This is a genomic window from Kitasatospora sp. NPDC051914, from assembly GCF_040680995.1.
GTDB lineage: Bacteria > Actinomycetota > Actinomycetes > Streptomycetales > Streptomycetaceae > Kitasatospora.
Map to the genome: position 1 here is coordinate 92219 of NZ_JBFAXX010000020.1, position 18752 is coordinate 110970.

The 18752-nt window shown below is 73.5% G+C and carries 18 protein-coding genes; 10 read left to right on the forward strand and 8 right to left on the reverse strand.

The genetic code is table 11. The features are described 5' to 3' along the window. Positions 1-37 precede the first annotated feature (37 nt). The 4 genes from purB to AB0M03_RS15580 form a co-directional block, all read right to left on the reverse strand. Positions 38-1477: an adenylosuccinate lyase gene (gene purB / locus AB0M03_RS15565; protein ID WP_363492002.1), complete on the reverse strand. Its 1440-nt coding sequence runs from the start codon at positions 1475-1477 to the stop codon at positions 38-40. 35 nt (positions 1478-1512) lie between these two features. After that, the gene (locus AB0M03_RS15570) at positions 1513-1959 is read right to left on the reverse strand and encodes a MarR family transcriptional regulator (RefSeq protein WP_363492003.1); all 447 of its coding nucleotides are present in this window, start codon (positions 1957-1959) and stop codon (positions 1513-1515) included. 99 nt (positions 1960-2058) lie between these two features. Continuing rightward, positions 2059-2457: a DUF3037 domain-containing protein gene (locus AB0M03_RS15575; protein WP_363492004.1), complete on the reverse strand. Its 399-nt coding sequence runs from the start codon at positions 2455-2457 to the stop codon at positions 2059-2061. Continuing rightward, positions 2457-3212, reverse strand: a complete 756-nt coding sequence (locus AB0M03_RS15580; RefSeq protein WP_363492005.1) for a HipA family kinase — start codon at positions 3210-3212, stop codon at positions 2457-2459. Before AB0M03_RS15580 ends, AB0M03_RS15575 begins: the two co-directional genes overlap by 1 nt. Before the next feature lie 127 nt (positions 3213-3339). Between AB0M03_RS15580 and AB0M03_RS15585 the strand changes: the two genes are divergently transcribed. Next, a complete protein-coding gene (locus AB0M03_RS15585; RefSeq protein WP_363492006.1) occupies positions 3340-4707 on the forward strand; it encodes an NAD(P)/FAD-dependent oxidoreductase in 1368 nt (455 codons plus the stop codon). 143 nt (positions 4708-4850) lie between these two features. Then, positions 4851-6278 (forward strand): glycoside hydrolase family 47 protein, encoded by a 1428-nt coding sequence (locus AB0M03_RS15590; RefSeq protein ID WP_363492007.1) that lies wholly within the window; start codon positions 4851-4853, stop codon positions 6276-6278. A gap of 65 nt (positions 6279-6343) precedes the next feature. Here AB0M03_RS15590 and AB0M03_RS15595 read toward each other — a convergent pair whose 3' ends face one another. Further along, positions 6344-7513 (reverse strand): GDSL-type esterase/lipase family protein, encoded by a 1170-nt coding sequence (locus AB0M03_RS15595; RefSeq protein WP_363492008.1) that lies wholly within the window; start codon positions 7511-7513, stop codon positions 6344-6346. 218 nt (positions 7514-7731) lie between these two features. Next, entirely contained in the window at positions 7732-9075 is a 1344-nt protein-coding gene (locus AB0M03_RS15600) for an aminotransferase class I/II-fold pyridoxal phosphate-dependent enzyme (protein WP_363492009.1), read from the reverse strand. A 34-nt stretch (positions 9076-9109) separates the two neighbouring features. Here AB0M03_RS15600 and AB0M03_RS15605 point away from each other — a divergent pair, with 34 nt between their 5' ends. The 6 genes from AB0M03_RS15605 (at position 9110) to AB0M03_RS15630 (ending at position 14786) form a co-directional block, all read left to right on the forward strand. Next, the gene (locus AB0M03_RS15605) at positions 9110-9781 is read left to right on the forward strand and encodes a pyridoxamine 5'-phosphate oxidase family protein (protein ID WP_363492010.1); all 672 of its coding nucleotides are present in this window, start codon (positions 9110-9112) and stop codon (positions 9779-9781) included. Beyond that, entirely contained in the window at positions 9775-10413 is a 639-nt protein-coding gene (locus AB0M03_RS15610) for an FMN-binding negative transcriptional regulator (protein ID WP_363492012.1), read from the forward strand. The genes AB0M03_RS15605 and AB0M03_RS15610 overlap by 7 nt, the downstream gene beginning before the upstream one ends. A 126-nt stretch (positions 10414-10539) precedes the next feature. Then, the gene (locus AB0M03_RS15615; protein WP_363492013.1) at positions 10540-11943 is read left to right on the forward strand and encodes a sugar porter family MFS transporter; all 1404 of its coding nucleotides are present in this window, start codon (positions 10540-10542) and stop codon (positions 11941-11943) included. A gap of 177 nt (positions 11944-12120) precedes the next feature. After that, positions 12121-12813 carry an alpha/beta fold hydrolase gene (locus AB0M03_RS15620; RefSeq protein WP_363492014.1) on the forward strand — a complete coding sequence of 231 codons (693 nt, stop codon included), beginning with the start codon at positions 12121-12123 and terminating at the stop codon, positions 12811-12813. 96 nt (positions 12814-12909) lie between these two features. Then, positions 12910-14193: an MFS transporter gene (locus AB0M03_RS15625; protein WP_363492015.1), complete on the forward strand. Its 1284-nt coding sequence runs from the start codon at positions 12910-12912 to the stop codon at positions 14191-14193. Positions 14194-14261: 68 nt separating this feature from the next. Continuing rightward, positions 14262-14786 carry an HAD domain-containing protein gene (locus tag AB0M03_RS15630; protein ID WP_363492016.1) on the forward strand — a complete coding sequence of 175 codons (525 nt, stop codon included), beginning with the start codon at positions 14262-14264 and terminating at the stop codon, positions 14784-14786. A 46-nt stretch (positions 14787-14832) separates the two neighbouring features. Here AB0M03_RS15630 and AB0M03_RS15635 read toward each other — a convergent pair whose 3' ends face one another. Together AB0M03_RS15635 and AB0M03_RS15640 are read right to left on the reverse strand one after the other, a co-directional pair. Beyond that, positions 14833-15621: a CPBP family intramembrane glutamic endopeptidase gene (locus AB0M03_RS15635; RefSeq protein WP_363492017.1), complete on the reverse strand. Its 789-nt coding sequence runs from the start codon at positions 15619-15621 to the stop codon at positions 14833-14835. A gap of 119 nt (positions 15622-15740) precedes the next feature. Next, the gene (locus tag AB0M03_RS15640; RefSeq protein WP_363492018.1) at positions 15741-17243 is read right to left on the reverse strand and encodes a glutamate--cysteine ligase; all 1503 of its coding nucleotides are present in this window, start codon (positions 17241-17243) and stop codon (positions 15741-15743) included. A gap of 338 nt (positions 17244-17581) precedes the next feature. Between AB0M03_RS15640 and AB0M03_RS15645 the strand changes: the two genes are divergently transcribed. Together AB0M03_RS15645 and AB0M03_RS15650 are read left to right on the forward strand one after the other, a co-directional pair. Then, on the forward strand, positions 17582-18154 hold the full coding sequence (locus AB0M03_RS15645) for a hypothetical protein (RefSeq protein WP_363492019.1): 573 nt from the start codon (positions 17582-17584) through the stop codon (positions 18152-18154). Between the two features lie 342 nt (positions 18155-18496). Beyond that, positions 18497-18688: a DUF5999 family protein gene (locus AB0M03_RS15650; RefSeq protein WP_095876357.1), complete on the forward strand. Its 192-nt coding sequence runs from the start codon at positions 18497-18499 to the stop codon at positions 18686-18688. Positions 18689-18752 lie beyond the last annotated feature (64 nt).

Consider the following 18752-nt stretch of genomic DNA (forward strand, 5'->3'; position numbering starts at 1 on the left):
TTCCCCGCGCCCCTGAACAGAAGCCCTGACAGAAGCCCTAGAGGATGTCGCCCGGGGCGTACTTGGCGGCCTCCGGGTGGCGGTCGGCCACCGCCTCGATCCGGCGGACGATCTCGGCGACCTGGGCGCCGGCCGCGCCGGTGAAGGAGAGCCGGTCGGCGAGCAGCGCGTCCAGGGCGGCGCGGTCCAGCGGGATGCGCTCGTCGTCGGCGAGGCGGCCGAGCAGCGCGTTCTCGCGGGCACCCTCGCGCATGGCCAGGGCGGAGGCGACGGCGTGCTCCTTGATGACCTCGTGCGCGGTCTCCCGGCCGACGCCCGCCCGCACCGCGCCCATCAGGACCTTGGTGGTGGCGAGGAACGGCAGGTAGCGGTCGAGCTCGGCCTCGATCACGGCCGGGAAGGCGCCGAACTCGTCGAGGACGGTGAGGAAGGTCTCCAGCAGGCCGTCGAAGGCGAAGAAGGCGTCCGGCAGGGCGACCCGGCGGACGACGGAGCAGGAGACGTCGCCCTCGTTCCACTGGTCGCCGCCGAGCTCGGCGGTCATCGAGGCGTAGCCGCGCAGGATGACGGCGAGGCCGTTGACGCGCTCGCAGGAGCGGGTGTTCATCTTGTGCGGCATCGCCGAGGAGCCGACCTGACCGGCCTTGAAGCCCTCGGTGACCAGCTCGTGGCCGGCCATCAGGCGGATGGTCTTGGCCAGGCTGGAGGGGCCGGCGGCCAGCTGGACGAGCGCGGAGACGACCTCGAAGTCCAGCGAGCGCGGGTAGACCTGGCCGACGCTGGTGAGCACGTTGTCGAAGCCGAGGTGGGCGGCGACCCGGCGCTCCAGCTCGGCGAGCTTGTCGGCATCGCCGCCGAGCAGGTCGAGCATGTCCTGGGCGGTGCCGACGGGGCCCTTGATGCCGCGCAGCGGGTAGCGCGAGAGGAGCTCCTCGACGCGCTCGAAGGCGACCAGCAGTTCGTCGGCGACGGTCGCGAAGCGCTTGCCGAGGGTGGTCGCCTGGGCGGCGACGTTGTGCGAGCGGCCGGCCATGACGAGCTCGCCGTACTGGGCGGAGAGCCGGCCGAGGCGGACGAGGACGGCCACCGTGCGGTCGCGGACGTGCTCCAGCGACTGGCGGATCTGCAGCTGCTCGACGTTCTCGGTGAGATCCCGGGAGGTCATGCCCTTGTGGATCTGCTCGTGCCCGGCGAGGTCGCTGAACTCCTCGATGCGGGCCTTCACGTCGTGCCGGGTGACCCGCTCGCGGGCGGCGATCGACTCCAGGTCGACCTGGTCGATCACGCGCTCGTAGTCGGCGACGGCGTCGGCCGGGACCTCGATGCCGAGGTCCTGCTGGGCCTTGAGGACGGCGAGCCACAGGTGGCGCTCGAGGACCACCTTGTGCTCGGGGGACCAGAGCTGGGCCAGCGTCGCCGAGGCGTACCGGTTGGCCAGGACATTGGGGATCTGGGGCTTCGCGCTCACGCTTCGCAAGCCTAACAGTCGAGGTCCGCGCACCCCGCGGGTGGCTACGCCTGGCGTTCGGCGAGCAGCGGGAGCACGTGGTCGCAGAGCTGCTGCAGGGCGGTGCGCTGCTCGGGGGCCAGGCTGGCGAAGGCGTCGCGGGTGCGGACCATGTCGGCGCGGACGAGGTCGAGCACCTCGCGGCCGCGGTCGGTGATGCCCACGATCTTGACCCGCCGGTCGCCGGCCGCGGCCTCGCGGTGGGCGAGGCCCAGGGCCTCCAGGCGGTCGACGATGCCGGTGACGTTGGACGCGTCGCAGCCGAGCCGCCCGGCCAGCGCCCGCATCGGCACCGGCTCCTGGACGGCCTTGAGCGCCTTGGCCTGGCTCGAGCTGAGCCCGTGCCGGCCCGCGGCGGCCGCGAAGTCCTGGAAGTACGCGGCGCCGACGGCCGCCACCGACTCCATCAGGTCGGCGGTGGACGGCGCGGTGGTGGTCGCTGTCGTGCCCATGCGGCCAGCGTACGCCCGCATGCTTCACCCGCTCAAGATTTGAGCACCGCAACTGTCACGCACGGCTTGTTGCCGAACGTGTCCGGGCGACCCGGTCGCCTACAGCACCAGCTGGTCGAAGAGGTGCCGCAGCTCGGCCTCCGGGTCGGCCGTGAGGCCGGTGTGCACCGGCCCCGGCTGGAGGACGGCGCTGCGCGGCGCGGTCAGCCAGCGGAACCGCTGCCCCGGGCTGTCCCCCGCCGCGGGCCCGGCGGCCCCGCCGCCCGCGCACACCGCCTCCACCCCGTGCAGCGCCCGCCGCACCCCGGCGACGTCCGCGACCGGGTCGAGGGAGAGCAGCCGCCCCTGGTCGAGGTGGGTCCGGGCGCCGAGGTAGCCGGACTGCCGGCAGTAGAGCAGCACCCCGACGTTGATGAACTCGCCGCGCTCCACCCGGGGCACCGCCCGGACCACCGCGTACTCGTAGTCGTGGTACTCGTCGTTCGTCCGCTCGGCCATCAGCCGGCCACCTCCGGGAGCCAGTCGCGGGGGCCCGCGAGGCGGGCCGTCAGCCGGGTGCGGTACGCCTCGCGGACCTCGCCCGGCGAGTCGAAGCCCGGCTCGTCCGCCAGCCACACCTCGGGGATCGCGGCGATCGCGGCCTCCAGCGCGGCCGGGACCAGCGGGGCGAGCTCGTCGTCCGCGGCCTTGAGGTCGGGCGCGGCATGCCGCAGCGCGTGGTCGCCCGCGTCGTAGCGGCGGCCGGTCCACCCGGCGGCGCCGGCCCAGTGGTGATGGAAGATCAGGCTGGCGCCGTGGTCGATCAGGCGCAGCCCGCCGGGCGCCATCAGCATGTTGGGGTTGCGCCAGGACCGGTCGACGTTGCCGATCAGGGCGTCGAACCAGAGCACCCGCCCGGCGAGCTGCGGGTCCACGTCGAAGCAGAGCGGGTCGAAGTTGAGCGCGCCGCTGACGAAGGCCATGCCGAGGTTGGCGCCGCCGCTGGCCCGCATCTGCTCCTGGATCCGGTGGTCGGGCTCGCTGCGGGCGAGCACCGGGTCGAGGTCCAGCAGCACCAGCTCCGGGACGGGCAGCCCGAGGCCGCGGCCGAGCTCGCCGGCCAGCACCTCGGCGATCAGCGCCTTGCGGCCCTGGGCCGCGCCGCACCACTTCAGGACGTACAGGCGGCGGTCGTCGGCCTCGACCAGGCCGGGCATCGAGCCGCCTTCGCGCAGGGGCGTCACGTACCGGACCGCCGTCACCTCGGGGAGCATCCGGCCAGCCTATCGGCGCGGCGCTCCCTCCCGCGCCCTGCTGCGGTGGCAGTGCCTGTTCGTCCGTGCGAGTTTGGGGGAAAACGATGTCCCGGCACGGCACGGACGAGCACGTAAGGGATGGACGATGGAGCGACCCAGAATCCTCATCGTGGGCGGCGGCTTCGCCGGCCTCGAGTGCGCACGCCGCCTGGAGCGCAAGCTCGCGCCCTCCGAGGCCGAGATCTCCCTGGTCACTCCGTTCAGCTACCAGCTCTACCTGCCGCTGCTGCCGCACGTGGCCGCCGGGGTGCTCACCCCGCAGTCGGTCGCCGTGTCGCTGCGCCGTACGCTGCGGCGCACCCACATCGTGCCGGGCGGTGCGATCGGCGTGGATCCGCGGTCCAAGGTGATCGTGGTCCGCAAGATCACCGACGAGGTGGTCGCCGAGCGGTACGACTACCTGGTGCTCGCCCCCGGCAGCGTGACCCGCACCTTCGACATCCCGGGGCTGCGGGACTACGCGCGCGGCATGAAGACGCTCGCCGAGGCCACGTACATCCGAGACCACGTGATCGCCCAGCTGGACCTCGCGTCGACCACGCTGGACCAGCGCGAGCGGGAGTCGCGGCTGCAGTTCGTGGTGGTCGGCGGCGGCTACGCGGGCACCGAGACGGCGGCCTGCCTGCAGCGGCTCACCACGGCGGCGATCCGCCGCTACCCCCGGCTGGACCCGCGGCTGATCAAGTGGCACCTGATCGACATCGCGCCGAAGCTGATGCCCGAGCTCGGCGACAAGCTCGGCACCACGGCGCTGGAGATCATGCGCGGGCGCGGGGTGGAGGTGTCGCTCGGGGTGTCGGTGGCCGAGGTCGGCGCGGAGAGCGTCAAGTTCACCGACGGCCGGGTGCTGCCGAGCCGCACGCTGATCTGGACGGCCGGCGTGGTCGCCAGCCCGCTGATCGCGACGCTGGACGCGGAGACCGTCCGCGGCCGCGTCGCGGTGACCGCGGAGATGCGGGTGCCGCAGTTCGACGGGGTGTTCGCGCTGGGCGACGCCGCCGCCGTGCCGGACCTCGCCAAGGGCGACGGCGCGGTCTGCCCGCCGACCGCCCAGCACTCGGCCCGGCAGGGCAAGGTGGTCGCCGACAACGTGGTCGCCGCACTGCACAACCAGCCGCTGGAGCCCTACTACCACAAGGACCTCGGCCTGGTCGTCGACCTCGGCGGCAAGGACGCCGTCTCCAAGCCCGCCGGCATCGAACTGCACGGCTTCCCGGCCCAGTTGGTCGCCCGCGGCTACCACCTGATGGCGATGCGGACGAACGCGGGCAAGTTCCGCGTCGGCGCGAACTGGCTGCTGAACGCGACCGCCGGCGACGACTTCGTGCGCACCGGCTTCCTCGCCCGGCAGCCCGCCCGGCTGCAGGACTTCGAGTACACCGACGCCTATCTGACGAAGGAGCAGGTCCGCGAGCACGCCCAGTCGCTGCTGGCCAGGGGCTCCGCCACCTGACGGAGAGTCAGGGACGCCTGTCGGGTGAATCCGGCGGGCGACCCGCAGTCGGCGCCACCGCCCTGACCTGGGCGGTAGCGCCGACACGCGTCTTCTCGTGATTGTCGGACCACGGACGGTCACCGTCGCTAGCGTCCGGCAGCATGCGATCACTCTCCCTGCCCCGCCGCCGTACCGTGCTGTCCGCCGCCGCCGTGGCCACCGCCGGGGCCGCGCTCGCCCGACCCTCGTCCGCCGCGGCCGCACCCGCAGCCGCCGTCCTCGCCGCGATGCCGGCCGACGCGGCGGTCGCCCGGGAGATCCGCGACGAGTTCGTGCACAGCTGGGAGGGGTACAAGCGGGCCGCCTGGGGCCACGACGAGGTCCGGCCCGTCTCCGGCGGGCACAACGACTTCTTCGCCGAGGGCCGCACCTTCGGACTGTCCATCGTGGAGGCGCTGGACACCCTGTGGCTGATGGAGCTGGACGACGAGGTCGCGCTCGCCGCGGACTGGATCGAGGCCGAGCTCGACCCCGCGCAGGACGCCGACGTCCAGGTCTTCGAGACGATCATCCGCCTGGTCGGCGGCCTGGTCGCCGGCTACCTCTGCACCGGGCGGCAGCCGCTGCTCGACCGCTGCCGGGAGCTCGCCGACCGGTTGCTGCCCGCCTTCACCCGCTCCCCCACCGGCATGCCCTACCGGTACGTCAACCTGCGGACCGGGGCGGTCTCCGGCAATGCCGGCCCGCTCGCCGAGATCGGCTCCAACATCCTCGAGTTCGGCATGCTCTCGCAGCTGACGGGCGACCGGAAGTACTGGAACGCCGCCAGGCGCGCCATGCGCGCCGTCTTCGACCGGCGCTCCGCGATCGGCCTGCTCGGCACCACCCTCAACATCGAGACCGGTCGCTGGACGGACACCACCTCCTGCGCCCCCAACCCGCCCGTCGACTCCTACTACGAGTACCTGTGGGCCGGCGCAGAACTCTTCGGCGACCGCGAACTCGGCGACTGGTACCGGCTGCTGACCGACGCGGTGCTCCGGTACCAGCTCGAGCAGCAGGGCGGCTACGCCTGGTACAAGCAGGTCGACTACGGCACCGGGCGGACGACCGACCGCGGCGCCTCCGAGCTCGGCTCCTTCTACCCCGGCCTGCTCGGCAAGGGCGGGGACATGGACGCCGCCGTCGACTACTACGACACCTGGACGATGATCCTGGACAACAACACGGTGGTGCCGGAGGCGATCGACTACGGGAACGCCACCGTCCGCTCGGGCCGCAACGACCTGCGCCCCGAGTACGTCAACTCCTCCTTCGACCTGTGGATGCTGACCGGGGAGCAGCGGTTCAAGGAGACCGCGTACTCCTACTTCACCGGCCTGCGGGACCACCTGCGGGTGCCCGGCGGCTACACGGTCGCCGAGGACGTCACCTCCGCGCCGCTGCGCCGCGGCGACCTGACGCCCGGCTACTGGTTCGCCGAGAACCCGAAGTACCTCTACCTGATGTTCGCGGCGACGCCGCGCTTCGACTACCGCTCCGGGCTGCTGTCCACGGAGGGCAAGCTGATGCGCGGCGCCGTGCACTGAACCGGGAGCCGGGCGGCCGGCCGGGGCACGGGGAGCTGCGGGTCCCCGTGCCCCTCGCGGGTGCCCTACCGGGCCGTCAGGTACATCCCGGCGGCGTCCTGGCCGGGGGTGTTGCGGCAGGACCAGTTGCCGGTGGTCTTCGCGTCCAGCAGGGTCAGGCAGCGGCCGAGGGCGAGCTGCGCGTAGTGGTTGGGGTGGAAGGACTCCTGCAGGGTGCCCTGGGTGGTGGTGCCCATGTCGAGGAAGCGGGCCCACTCGCTGGTGGTGGCCGAGGGCGCGACGGTCGGCGTGGCCAGCCTCGTCGCGGTCGAGCACACCTCGCGGCCCTGCAGGAGGTCCCGCAGGTCGAGGAACTGCACGCCCTTCGCGGCGGCCACGGCGGCCAGCCGGTCGGAGATCTGCGGGACGAGCGTGTCGCGCGCCCAGTTCGCGTCGAGGTCCCAGAACGGGCAGCCGCCGGTGTTGGTGCGGCTCCAGCCGCTCTCGGGGTAGCGGTTCTCGCTGCTGCGCGGGATCGGCGAGGGGTAGGACTGCAGCACGATCCGGTACGAGGAGGCGCTGTACCCGGCGGCGGACATCACCGCGCGGACCTCGTCGACCGCCTTGCCGACCCCGGCCATCGCGGCGTCCATCCTGGCGTTCACCGCGGCCTGCTGGTCGTCGTGGCAGTAGGACCACCAGATCTCGTAGTCCTGGACGCAGGTGGAGATCACGTCGGCGAAGCCGAGGTCGTTGCCGCCGACGGAGAGGGTGATCAGCTTGACGGTGTTCTGCGCGGCGACGGCGGCGAGCTGGTCGGCCTGCGGGGCCTCGCCCTTGAAGGACTGGCCGCCGCTGGCGGCGCGGAAGACGTTGGCGGTGGTCGCGCCGGAGCAGGCGAGGTTGATCTGGGTCTGTGTGATGCCGGTGGCGGAGCGGACCTCGGCGGAGTCGGAGCGGTCGCAGCCGTTGGCGTAGGTGGAGCCGTAGACGCGGGCCGGGTCGTAGCCGCTGCCCGTCCAGGCGCGGTCGGTGCCGTCGCGGCTGCCGCTCGCGGTGTCGCTGTTGCCCTTCCAGCGGCCGGCTTCGCCGGAGATGTAGCTGTCCCCCATGGAGACGACGGCGGTGGGGCCGGTGGCGGCGGCGGCCGGTGCGGCGGTGCCGGCCAGCAGCGGCAGGGCCAGGGCGGCGGAGGCGAGCAGGGCGGCGGCTCTTCGTGCAGCTGCGCTTCTTCGGGCAGGGCTGATCTCGGGCACGGCGGAACTCCTGCGGACGGCCTCGCGCTGTGGGGGCGCGAGGCTGGTGAGGGTGGACCGCCGGCCGGTGGCGCGATGAAGATGGCATGGACGCGTTGGTTACCGCCAGGTATCTGCACCGCACAATTCGGACGGTGACGGGGTTTGTCCCTCCGTCACCGCCGCCCGCCCCGGGCATCCGCAGGCACCGCGCACCGCCCCCTCGGGAACGCCGCACGTCAGACCGGTCGCGAGCCCCCGCGGCCGGCCGCCAGCACCTCCGCCACGTCCTCCGCCAGCCGAACGGCCTCCGCCGCCTCCAGGGTGGCCACCGTGAGCCGCAGCCCCGGCGCCGAGTGCAGCCGGAACCGCGCACCGGGGGCGGGCACCCAGCCGCGCTGCACCAGGCCGGCCACCGCCGCCGTCTCGTCCGGCACCGGCACCCACACGTTCAGGCCGCTCCGCCCCCGGGCCGCGATGCCGCGGGCGGCCAGCGCGGACAGCAGGGCATCGCGGCGCCCGCGGTAGGCCGCCGCCACCTCGGCGACCGGTGCCGCGTCGGTGCGCCACAGCTCGGCGACGGTGCGCTGCAGCAGATGGCTCACCCAGCCCGCGGCCAGCCGCTGCCGCCCCAGGACGCGCCCCACCGTGTCCTCGTCGCCGACCGCCACCGACAGCCGCAGGTCGGGCCCGTACGCCTTCGCCGCCGAGCGCACCAGCAGCCGGTGGTCCGTCAGCGGCACGCCGTCCGGACCGGCCGCGAGGGACTGGAACGGCAGGTCGACCATGCCGTGGCCGTGGTCGTCCTCCACGAGCAGGATGTCCGGGTGCGCGGCGATCACCTCGCGCAGGGCGGCCGCACGGGCCGCACCGAGCGCGGCGCCGGTCGGATTCTGCGCGCGGCTGGTGACGATCAGGCAGCGGGCGCCCAGGGCCAGCGCATTGGCCACCTCGACCGGCAGCGGCCCCTCGTCGTCCATCCGGACCGGCACCGGTCTGAGGCCGAGTGCGGCGAGCAGGTCGAGCAGGCTGCCCCAGCCCGGATCCTCCACCGCGACCGGGTCGCCCGGGCGCAGCCGGACGGTCAGCGCCCGCTCGATGGTGTCGAGCGATCCGGAGCAGACGGCGAGGGCGCCGGGCGGGGCGCCGTCCGCCTCGAAGGAGGCGCGGGCGAGGGCGAGCAGCCCGGGATCGGCGGTCGGGTGCCCGTACAGCACCGGCTCGCCGCCGGCGGCGGCCGCGAGCGCGGGGCCGAGCGCGGGCAGCAGCGCCGGGTCGGGATTGCCGTCGGAGAGGTCGCGCGCGCCGGGCGGGACGGGGATGCGGACCTCGTCCCGCGGGGTGGTGACCGGGCGGGGGCGCACCCGGCTGCCCTTGCGGCCGGCCGTCTCGATCACGCCGCGGTCGCGCAGCAGGCGGTAGGCGGCGGCGACGGTGTTGGGGTTGACGCCCAGGCCGCCGGCCAGCTCGCGCAGCGGGGGCAGCGCGGAACCGGGCGGCAGGTGGCCGCTGCCGACCGCGCGTTCGATGTCGGCCGCGATCTCGCTGGCCCGCCGACCCTTGATCGGATACTCTCCTAGCACAAAGCACAGTATGCACTAGTACAGAGAGGCTGTCATGTCGGACACGGCCTACGCCCGCACGCCCCGCACCACTCCCACCCGTTCGAAGGACCGCGCCAGCTGGGACCGCACGGCCGTGCACGCCGTACTGGACGGCGCCTGGGTCTGCCACCTCGGCTTCGTCGCCGACGGCGCCCCCGTCGTGCTGCCGACCATCTACGCCCGGGTCGGCGACCGGCTCTACCTGCACGGCTCCACCGGCAGCCGCCCGCTGCGCGCCGCCGGGGCCGACCCGGGCCTGCCGGTGTGCGTCACGGTGACGCTGGTCGACGGCCTGGTGCTGGCCAAGTCCGCGTTCAACCACTCCGTCAACTACCGCTCGGTGGTGGCCCACGGCACCGCCCACCAGGTCACCGACCCCGAGGAGCTCGCGGTGGCGCTGGACGCGCTGGTCGACCACGCCGTGCCCGGCCGCTCCGCGGACGCCCGCCCGGCGAACGCCAAGGAGCTCGCGGCGACCGCCGTGATCCGCCTCGACCTGCACGAGGTGTCGCTCAAGACCCGCACCGGCGGGGTGCACGACGACGAGGAGGACCTGGGCCTGCCGCACTGGTCCGGCGTCGTGCCGGTGCAGACCGCCTACGGCACCCCCGAGCCGCACCCGGGCGACGACCTGCCCCTCCCCGGGTACCTCGCCGAGTTCACCGCCGGGGGGAAGCCGTGCTGATCAGGCCGTGGGACAGGGGCGGCGAGGCCGAGTGGCGGGCCTGGCTGGCCGAGGGCCGCGACTTCGGCCTGCTCGCCGCCAACGGCCCGGCCGGGCAGGGCCCGGTGCTCGTCCCCACGCACTTCCTGCTGGACGCGGACGCCGGCGAGATCCTGCTCCACCTCGCCGCGCCCAACCCGGTCTGGGCCGCCCTGCGCGCCGACCCGCACGCCACCCTCGCGGTGACCGACGACTACGCCTACGCCCCCGGGTACTGGCGGGACGAGCCCCACACGCCGACCAGCCTCTACGCCTCCGTCCACTTCGACTGCACCGCCGAGATCGTCGAGGACGCGGCCGGCAAGGCCGAGATCCTCACCCGTCAACTGGCCCGCCTCCAGCCGGAGGCCCCGCTCGGCGTCACACCCGGGGCGGCGCCCTTCGGCCCGCTGCTGGGCGGCCTGCGCGGGCTGCGGCTGACGATCCGCGAGGTGCGGGCCAAGTTCAAGTACGACGACAAGAAGCCGGTCGAGCAACAGGCCGCACTCGCCGACCGCCTGGCCGAACGCGCCACCGGCCTCGACGCCGGGGCCCGCACCCAGGTCCTGCGCCGCAACGCCCTGCGGACGGCACCGCGGAAGTCGCCCGGATAGGCACTCGGGCGCCCCCCTGACGGGTCGCCCGGCGCGCGGGCCGGTCGGGCAGCTGATGGACTGTGGGACGTACCCTGTCCACCCGGCCGAGCAGGCGGGCCGCCGACCGTCGAGGAGCCGCTCGCCGTGTCCACCTCCCCGCCGCACGCCGATGACCACCTCGGCCACGTCGTGTTCATCTCGGCCGCGGCCGCGATGGGAGGCTTCCTCTTCGGTTACGACAGCGCCGTCATCAACGGCGCCGTGACGGGGATTCAGCGGCACTTCGAGGTGGGCAACGGCACGACGGCGTTCGTGGTGGCGATCGCCCTGCTCGGCTCGGCCTTCGGCGCGGTCGTCGCCGGCCGCCTCGCCGACCACCTGGGCCGGGTGCGGACGATGCTGCTGGCCGCGGTGCTCTTCGCGATCAGCGGCATCGGCTCGATGTTCCCGCCGAGCATCGCCCTGCTCGGCTTCTGGCGGGTCGTCGGCGGCATCGCGATCGGCATCGCCTCGGTGATCGCGCCGACGTACATCGCCGAGGTGGCGCCCACCGCGTACCGCGGACGGCTGGCCTCCTTCCAGCAGTTGGCGATCGTGCTGGGCATCACCGTCTCCCAGCTCGCCAACTACGCGCTCAACGAGGCGGCCGGCGGCGAGTCCACCAACCACCTCGGCGGCATCCAGGCCTGGCAGTGGATGCTCGGCGTGGAGGCGATCCCCGCCCTGGTCTACGGGCTCATGGCACTGGCCATCCCCGAATCGCCGCGCTACCTGATCGCCGACCGGCGCGAGGAGCAGGCGCGCGAGGTGCTCGCCGAGGTCGAGGGGCCGGACGTCGACCTGGACGCGCGGATCGCCGAGATCCGCGCCGTCCTGAACACCACGCACAAGCCGCGCGCCAAGGACCTCATGGGCGGGCGGCTGGGGCTGCTGCCGATCGTGTGGATCGGCATCGGCGCCTCGGTGTTCCAGCAGTTCGTCGGCATCAACGTGATCTTCTACTACTCGTCGTTCCTCTGGCAGTCGGTCGGCATCAACGAGTCCGACTCCTTGCTGATCAGCCTCTCCACCTCGATCATCAACGTGATCGGCACGGTGCTCGCGATGACCCTGGTCGACCGGATCGGCCGCAAGCCGCTGGCGCTGGCGGGCTCGGTCGGCATGGCCGCCTCGCTGGGCACCGCCGCCTGGGCGTTCTCCTACCGGCAGGGCACCGGCGACAGCGCCACCCTCGACCAGACCTACGCGACGGTGGCGCTGGTCGCCGCGCACGTCTTCGTGTTCTGCTTCGCCTTCTCCTGGGGCGTGGTGGTGTGGGTGCTGCTCGGCGAGATGTTCCCCAATGCGATCCGGGCGCTGGCGCTGTCCGTCGCCGCGTCCGCGCAGTGGATCGCCAACTGGGCGATCACCGTCAGCTTCCCGGACCTGGCCGACTGGAACCTGTCGGCGACGTACGCCATCTACGCGGGCTTCGCGCTGCTCTCCATCCCGTTCGTGGCCTTCTGCATCAAGGAGACCAAGGGCCGGGCCCTGGAGGAGATGGGCTGAGCGGCGCAGCGGCGCCCCGCTCACCCGATCGGCGCGGTGCCGGTGCCGGGTGCCGCGGGCCCGCCGCGCATAGCATCGTCCCCGCATCCTCCCGCAGCACCGCTCCCGTACCGTCCGGCGGGCCCGACCCGTGCCCGCCGCCCGCCGCGCGCTTGCGGCCCACCCCACGGAGAGGCCATGGGCAGTTCCCCGCAGAACGTCACCTTCCCCAGCAACGGGCGGACCGCGCACGGCTACCTGGCGCTGCCACCGCAGGGCACCGGCCCCGGCGTGGTGGTCGTCCAGGAGTGGTGGGGGCTGACCTCCCACATGGTGTCGGTGGTGGACCGCTTCGCCGCCGAGGGCTTCGTCGCCCTAGCCCCCGACCTGTACGGCGGCGCCACCACGCACGACCGCGAGGAGGCCGCCCGGATGCTGCGCGCGATGCCGCCCGACCGGGCAGCCCGGGACCTGCGCGGCGCCGTCGACTTCCTGCTCGGGCAGGCGCACGTGGTCGGGGACTCGGTCGGCGTGGTCGGGTTCTGCATGGGCGGCGGCCTCGCCCTCGTCCTCGCCGCGCAGGAGGGCGACCGGGTCGCCGCGGTGGTGCCGTTCTACGGGCTGCCGAAGATCCCCGGTTTCGACTACCGCGGGCTGACCGCACACGTGCTCGGCCACTACGGCGAGGAGGACCGCTCCAACCCGCAGGAGGCGGTGGACGAGGCCGCGATGCTCATCGGCGAGGCCACCGACCGGCGGCCGGAGATCCACTTCTACCCGGCCGGCCACGCCTTCATGAACGACGAGAACCTGCTCGGCACGTACGACCCGCTGCAGGCCGACATCGCCTGGCAGCGCACCCTCAGCTTCCTGTGGGGGCACCTCGGCTGAACCGGCCCGGCACCGGACCCCGCGGGCGGGACGGACCGGACGCCGTGCTCCGGAAATCGGATGGACATCCCGTGGCGGAACACCGATAGTCTCCGGGTGACCTCCCCCGCCTCCCCCGCCCCCGCTGCGCCGCGCCCCTTCGCCTGGGCCGGGCGGAACTTCCGCATCCAGACCGCCGCGACCGTGGTCAGCGGGCTGGGCAATGCGGGCGCTCCGATCGCCACCGCCTTCGCCGTCCTGGAGGCCGGCGGCACCGCCACCGAGGTCGGCTGGGTCACCGCGGCGCGCCTGGTGCCGCTGGTGCTGTTCCTGCTGGTCGGCGGAGCGCTCGCGGACCGGCTGCCGCGCCACCACGTGATGGTCGCGGCCAACCTGTTCAACGCCCTCTCCCAGGCCGTGCTGGCCGCGCTGGTGCTCGGCGGCGCCACCCCGCTCTGGGCACTGCTGCTGCTGTCCGCCGGCGGCGGAGCCGGGCAGGCGTTCTACGCCCCCGCCTCCGAGGGAATGATCATGGAGAGCGTGGCCACCGAACACGCCGGCAAGGCGTTCTCGGTCTACCGGATGGCCATGAACGGGGCGCAGATCGGCGGTGCCGCGCTCGGCGGCGCACTGACGGCGGCCGTCGGCCCGGGCTGGGTGCTGCTGCTGGACGCCGCCGGCTTCGCCCTGGCCGGCGGCCTGCGGATCTTCCTGAAGGTCGACGCCACTCCCCGGGATGTCGCCCACAGCGGCGGCCTCGTCCACGAACTGCGGCTCGGATGGCGGGAGTTCGCCTCGCGGCGATGGCTGTGGGCGGTGGTGCTGCAGTTCTCCTTCGTGGTGGCCTGCGTCGGCGCGGTGGAGACCGTCTACGGTCCGGTGGTCGCCGCCCAGCGGTTCGGCGGCGCCCGCGCCTGGGGCCTGGCGATGGCCGCGTTCGGCATCGGCATGGTCGCGGCCGGCCTGCTGATGACCCGCTGGCAGCCCCGGCGCATCCTGCTCGTCGGCAACTGGGGCGTCTTCCTGTTCGCCCTGCCCGCCCTCGCCCTCGCCGTCCGGGCCGGACTGCCGCTGCTGGTCGCGGCGATGTTCGTCTCCGGCGCCGGGGTCACCGTGTTCGGCGTCAACTGGATGGTCGCCCTCCAGCAGGAGGTCCCGTCCGAGATGTTCTCCCGGGTCAGCGCCTACGACCACCTGGGCTCGATCGCGCTCACCCCGCTCGGCACCGCCATGGCCGGCCCGGCCGCCGAAGCCCTCGGTCTCGACGGCGCCCTGTGGGCCTGCGCCGTCGGCACCCTGGCGCTCGCCGCCGCCGTGCTCGTCGTCCCCGAGGTGCGCCGGCTCGCCCGCCCGCTGCCCGCCGCCGCGGCGGCACCCCTCCGCGAGAGCGTCGGCGTCTGAGCAACCGCCGGCCGGCCCACCGCGTCCGTACCCCAGGACAGTCCGAGGCCGTCCGGGGGGAGCACCCATTGCCCGCAGCACCACTGCTGTTCATCGACGTCGACGGCGTCCTCAACCCCGCCGAACCGCACCCCGACGACCCCTTCGACCGGCACCACCTGCTCGGCTACGACGTCCTGCTCTCCCCCGAACACGGCGCCTGGCTGCGGGAGCTCTCCGGCACCTACGAGCTGTGCTGGGCCACCACCTGGCAGGAGTCCGCCAACGAACTCCTCGCACCGCTCCTCGGCCTCCCCGAACTCCCGGTCGTCGCCGTCAACCGCTACGTCCGCCGACCCGGCGACCCGCGCATCCGGCTGGCGGAACTGTTCTCCGGCCACAAGTGGGCGCCGCTCCTCCGGTACGCGGCAGGCCGCCCGTTCGCCTGGATCGACGATGTGATGCCGCCCCGGCTGGTCCGGAACTCCCTCCTGCGACGCGACCGCCTGCTCATCCCCGTCGACCCGCTCCAGGGCCTCCAGCGACACCACGTCGACCGCCTCCTCCACCGCCCCCCGCGCCCCCGCCTCCGGCACCGGACGACCGGACCCTGAGGGGCGGGCCCCGGCCCTCGGCCCCGGCCCGGGAAGAGGGGTCCCGTCAGGGGGTGGGGAGCCAGGAGACGTGGCCGGCGAGGAGGGCGTAGCCGACGAAGGCGACGGTGTCGATGAGGGCGTGGGCGGTGACCAGCGGGCCGACCCGGCCCCAGCGGCGGTAGAGGAGGCAGAAGACGACACCCATCGCCATGTTGCCGATCAGGCCGCCGACGCCCTGGTACAGGTGGTACGACCCCCGCAGCACCGAACTGGTGACCACCATCGCCGGCCAGGACCACCCGAGCTGCCCGAGGCGCCGCAGCAGGTAGCCGACGACGATCACTTCCTCGAGGATGGCGTTCTGCCAGGCGGAGAGGATCAGGACGGGAATCCGCCACCAGACGGCGGGGAGTCCGGAGGGTGCGACGGTGAGGTTGAAGCCGGCGGCCTGGGCGGCGAGGTAGAGCCCGAGCCCGGTGCCGCCGATCGCGGCGGCCAGCAGCGTGCCGCGGCCGAGGTCGCGGGCCTTGTCCCGCAGGTCGAAGCCGATCACCCGCAGCGAGGTGGACTCCCCTACGAGGAGGTACCCGACGAGGACGACCGGCATCAGGCCGCGGGCGATGTAGTAGAGCTGCCAGGCGAGGTCGATCCACGGCCGGCCGGGCGCGCGGGAGCCGTTGAGGGTGGCGACCTGCTGGCTGAGCGCGACGGGCTGGCTCAGCGAGTCGGCGAAGCTGATCAGGGCGCCGATGCCGCTGGCGCCGAGCGAGAGCCCGAGCACGATGAGCAGCTCGACGCCGAGCAGGCGGCGGGCCGGAGTGCCGGTCTCCGGCTCGGTCGTAACGCTGGTCACCTGGTCTCCCGCAGGGGCGGCCGCCCGCGGCCGGCCGGCGCGCGGGCCCGGAGGCCGGTTCGGCCTCCGGGCCGATCATCCTCGCACACGGGGATGAGAGCGCCTGGGCGGCGGCCCGGTCAGCCGACCGGCCAGGTGTGCACGGGCTCCCCGGTGCGCATGTACTCGACGTACCTCCTGGTCATGGCGGCGATGGCGGCGGTGCGGTCCATGCCGAAGTGCTCGCGCAGCCGGTGCACGGTGGCGGCCTGCCAGGAGGCGCCGTTGGTGCGGCGCAGGCAACGCTGTTCGATGATGCCGAGGTAGCGGTCGCGGTCGGCGGGTTCGACGCCCCATTCGTCGAGGCCCTGGTGGGCCAGCGGGAGCAGTTCGTTCAGGACCAGTTCGGTGACGGGGACGGGTGCGGTGCCGCCGCGGCCGGCCCGGCCGTGCCGTGGCCAGTGCAGGACGGCGTCGATGCCGTGCCGGGCGGCGGTGTGGAAGTTCTCGTCGGCGCGTTCGAAGGGCAGCCTCGTCCAGACCGGCCTGGACTGTTCGGCCAGGACGCGGACGAGTCCGTAGTAGTAGGCGGCGTTGGCGAGGACGTCGCTGACGGTGGGCCCGGCGGGCAGGCAGCGGTTCTCCACCCGCAGGTGGGCGACGCCGTCGGCGACGTCGTACACGGGACGGTTCCAGCGGTAGATGGTGCCGTTGTGGAGCCGCATCTCGGCGAGTTTGGGGATGCCGCCGGAGGCGAGCACCTTGACCGGGTCCTCGTCGTCGCAGATCGGCAGCAGCGCCGGGAAGTAGCGCAGGTTCTCGGCGAAGAGGTCCAGCGCGGAGTCGACCCAACGCTCCCCGAACCAGGTGATGGGGCGCACGCCCTGGGCCTTGAGCTCCGCCGACCGGGTGTCACAGGCCTGCTGGAAGAGCACGGGTCGGGTCTCGCGCCACAGTTCGCGGCCGAACAGGAACGGCGAGTTGGCGCCGAGCGCGACCTGGCTGGCGGAGATCGCCTGGGCGGCGTTCCAGACGGGTGCGAACTTCTCCGGGGTGACCTGCAGGTGCAGTTGGAGCGAGGTGGCGGCGGCCTCGGCGACCATCGAGACGGATTCGACGGCGAGGTGCTCGACGCCGTCGATGTCGAGCGCGATGTCCTCGCCGCGCGCGGCGAGTATCTGGTCGCTGAGCAGGCTGTAGCGGTTGTTGTGGGACATGGCGTCCAGGCCGGTGTGGTCCACGTCGAGGGTCGGCAGGATGCCGACCATGACGATCCGGGCGCCGGCCTCGGCGGCCTGCCGGTCGGCGTACCGCAGGCAGGTGTCGACCTCCTCGCGGAGCTCCTCCAGGACGTGCCCGCCGAGCCGCCGCGGGGCCACGTTGACCTCGATGTTGAAGCGGCCCAGCTCGGTCTGGAAGTCGGCCGAGGCGATGGACTGCAGGACCTGCGCGTTGCGCATCACCGGCATGCCCTGCTCGTCGGCCAGGTTGAGCTCGATCTCCAGGCCCATCATCGCTCTGGGGCGGTCGAAGCGTCCCTCGCGCAGCATCCGCTCGAGCACGTCCAGACAGGACTGGAGCTTGCGCCGGTACAGCTGCCGGTCGGACAGTTCAGCGCGAGTGGCAGCGACCTTCTCGCCCATGAGCGTCCTCCTCCCCTAGGTCGACCGTGCATGCATCATGCCCATCCGGAAGATCGATAGCCCGGCGTCCCGAACGCGGTGGCGACGCCCGAATCTGACGGGCCGTCAGTTCCGATCGGACTTGCCGCACCACACCGAACGTGATAAGAAGGTCACCCTGCGCACCTGTTCGAGTAGAATTCGCACTGCGCTCCCGGCCGGTTTCCCGTCGCACGACAACCTCGTGCTCGCGTGGTTCCGTGCCCGCACCGCGATCATGCCCAACCGGACACGGCCAGGTCCCGCCACGCCGGTATGCCGCACTCGCACGCCGATCTCGCACAGAGAGGCGACCCGCCATGACTCTGCAGACCCCTCAGCCACCGCCCAGCGCCCTGCGCGCCGTGCTGGCCGCCCTCGACGACGAGAGCGCGCTGAGCAAGCCGGCCGCAGCCGCGCTGCGCCATACCCCCGGCCCGCTGCTGCCCGCGCATCCGCTGGCCGTCTACGTGCTGGAGGGGTCCGCGCTCGGCACGGCGCGGCGCACCGGCTGGCGGTTCCTCATCAAGCACGGCACCGGCGGTGTGGTCGCCGCGGCGGAGGTCGCCGAGACGGCGGGCGGGCACGCCTTCTCGCACTTCGCGGCCGGCCCCTACCTCGACTCCACGGTGCAGGCGCTGCGGCAGGCCTGGCAGCTGGCGCAGGGCTCGCGCACCATCCGCCTGCCGCGGCTGCTGTCGATGCCCGGCCACTACGCCACCGCCCTGTGGCTGAACGGTTCGGCGCCGGACGGCGGGGACGACCTGCTGATCCCGCTCTCCCCCGCGCCGCTGGGCGTGACGGCGCACCGGATCTACCACGCGGCCGAGCTGCTGGCGGCCCTGGAGCGCCCGCCGCTCGGCGGCACCGCGGTCCTGCTCGGCCAGGGCTGACGCGCCGCGGCCCCGCCGGGCCGACGCGTCGACTCGCCCGGACGGGCCATCGGGTCTGACCCATTGGGGTCAGGTCACCGGTGGCCCGTTTCGTCGTTCCCGCGCTGCTCGGCCGCCTGAACGGGTGATCTCCGGCAAGGAGTTGTGGCGCATGTCACGAAACGGCTGCGGGAAGGCCGCGGGATGCCGACACTGGGAACCAGCACGAGTGGGCGGTTGTCCTACCCACTGGAGCGCCGGTTCACACCTGGGCCGGCGAAGAGGATGATCCGCCGGCAGGGCGGCGCGCCACGGGGGTGCCGTGCGGCGGGGAGGATCGCGAGCGAAGCGAGGGTACGAGCTATGTGCCAGCACCGTCCTGAGTGCCCTTCGGCGGAGTCGGCCGACCGCGAAGCGGCCGTCCCGGTGGCCCGCCACCCCGAGCAGGGCTGGAGCCTGCTCTGCAACGGCGTCCTCCTCTTCGAGGACACCGGTGAACTGCTGCCCGACGGCCGGGTGATCGCCCCGCGGCGGCCGCTCGCCGTGGCAGCCTGACGGACAAGCGCCACCACCCGGCAGCACAGCCACCCGGCAAGCAACAGCCGCCCGACGGCCGCCA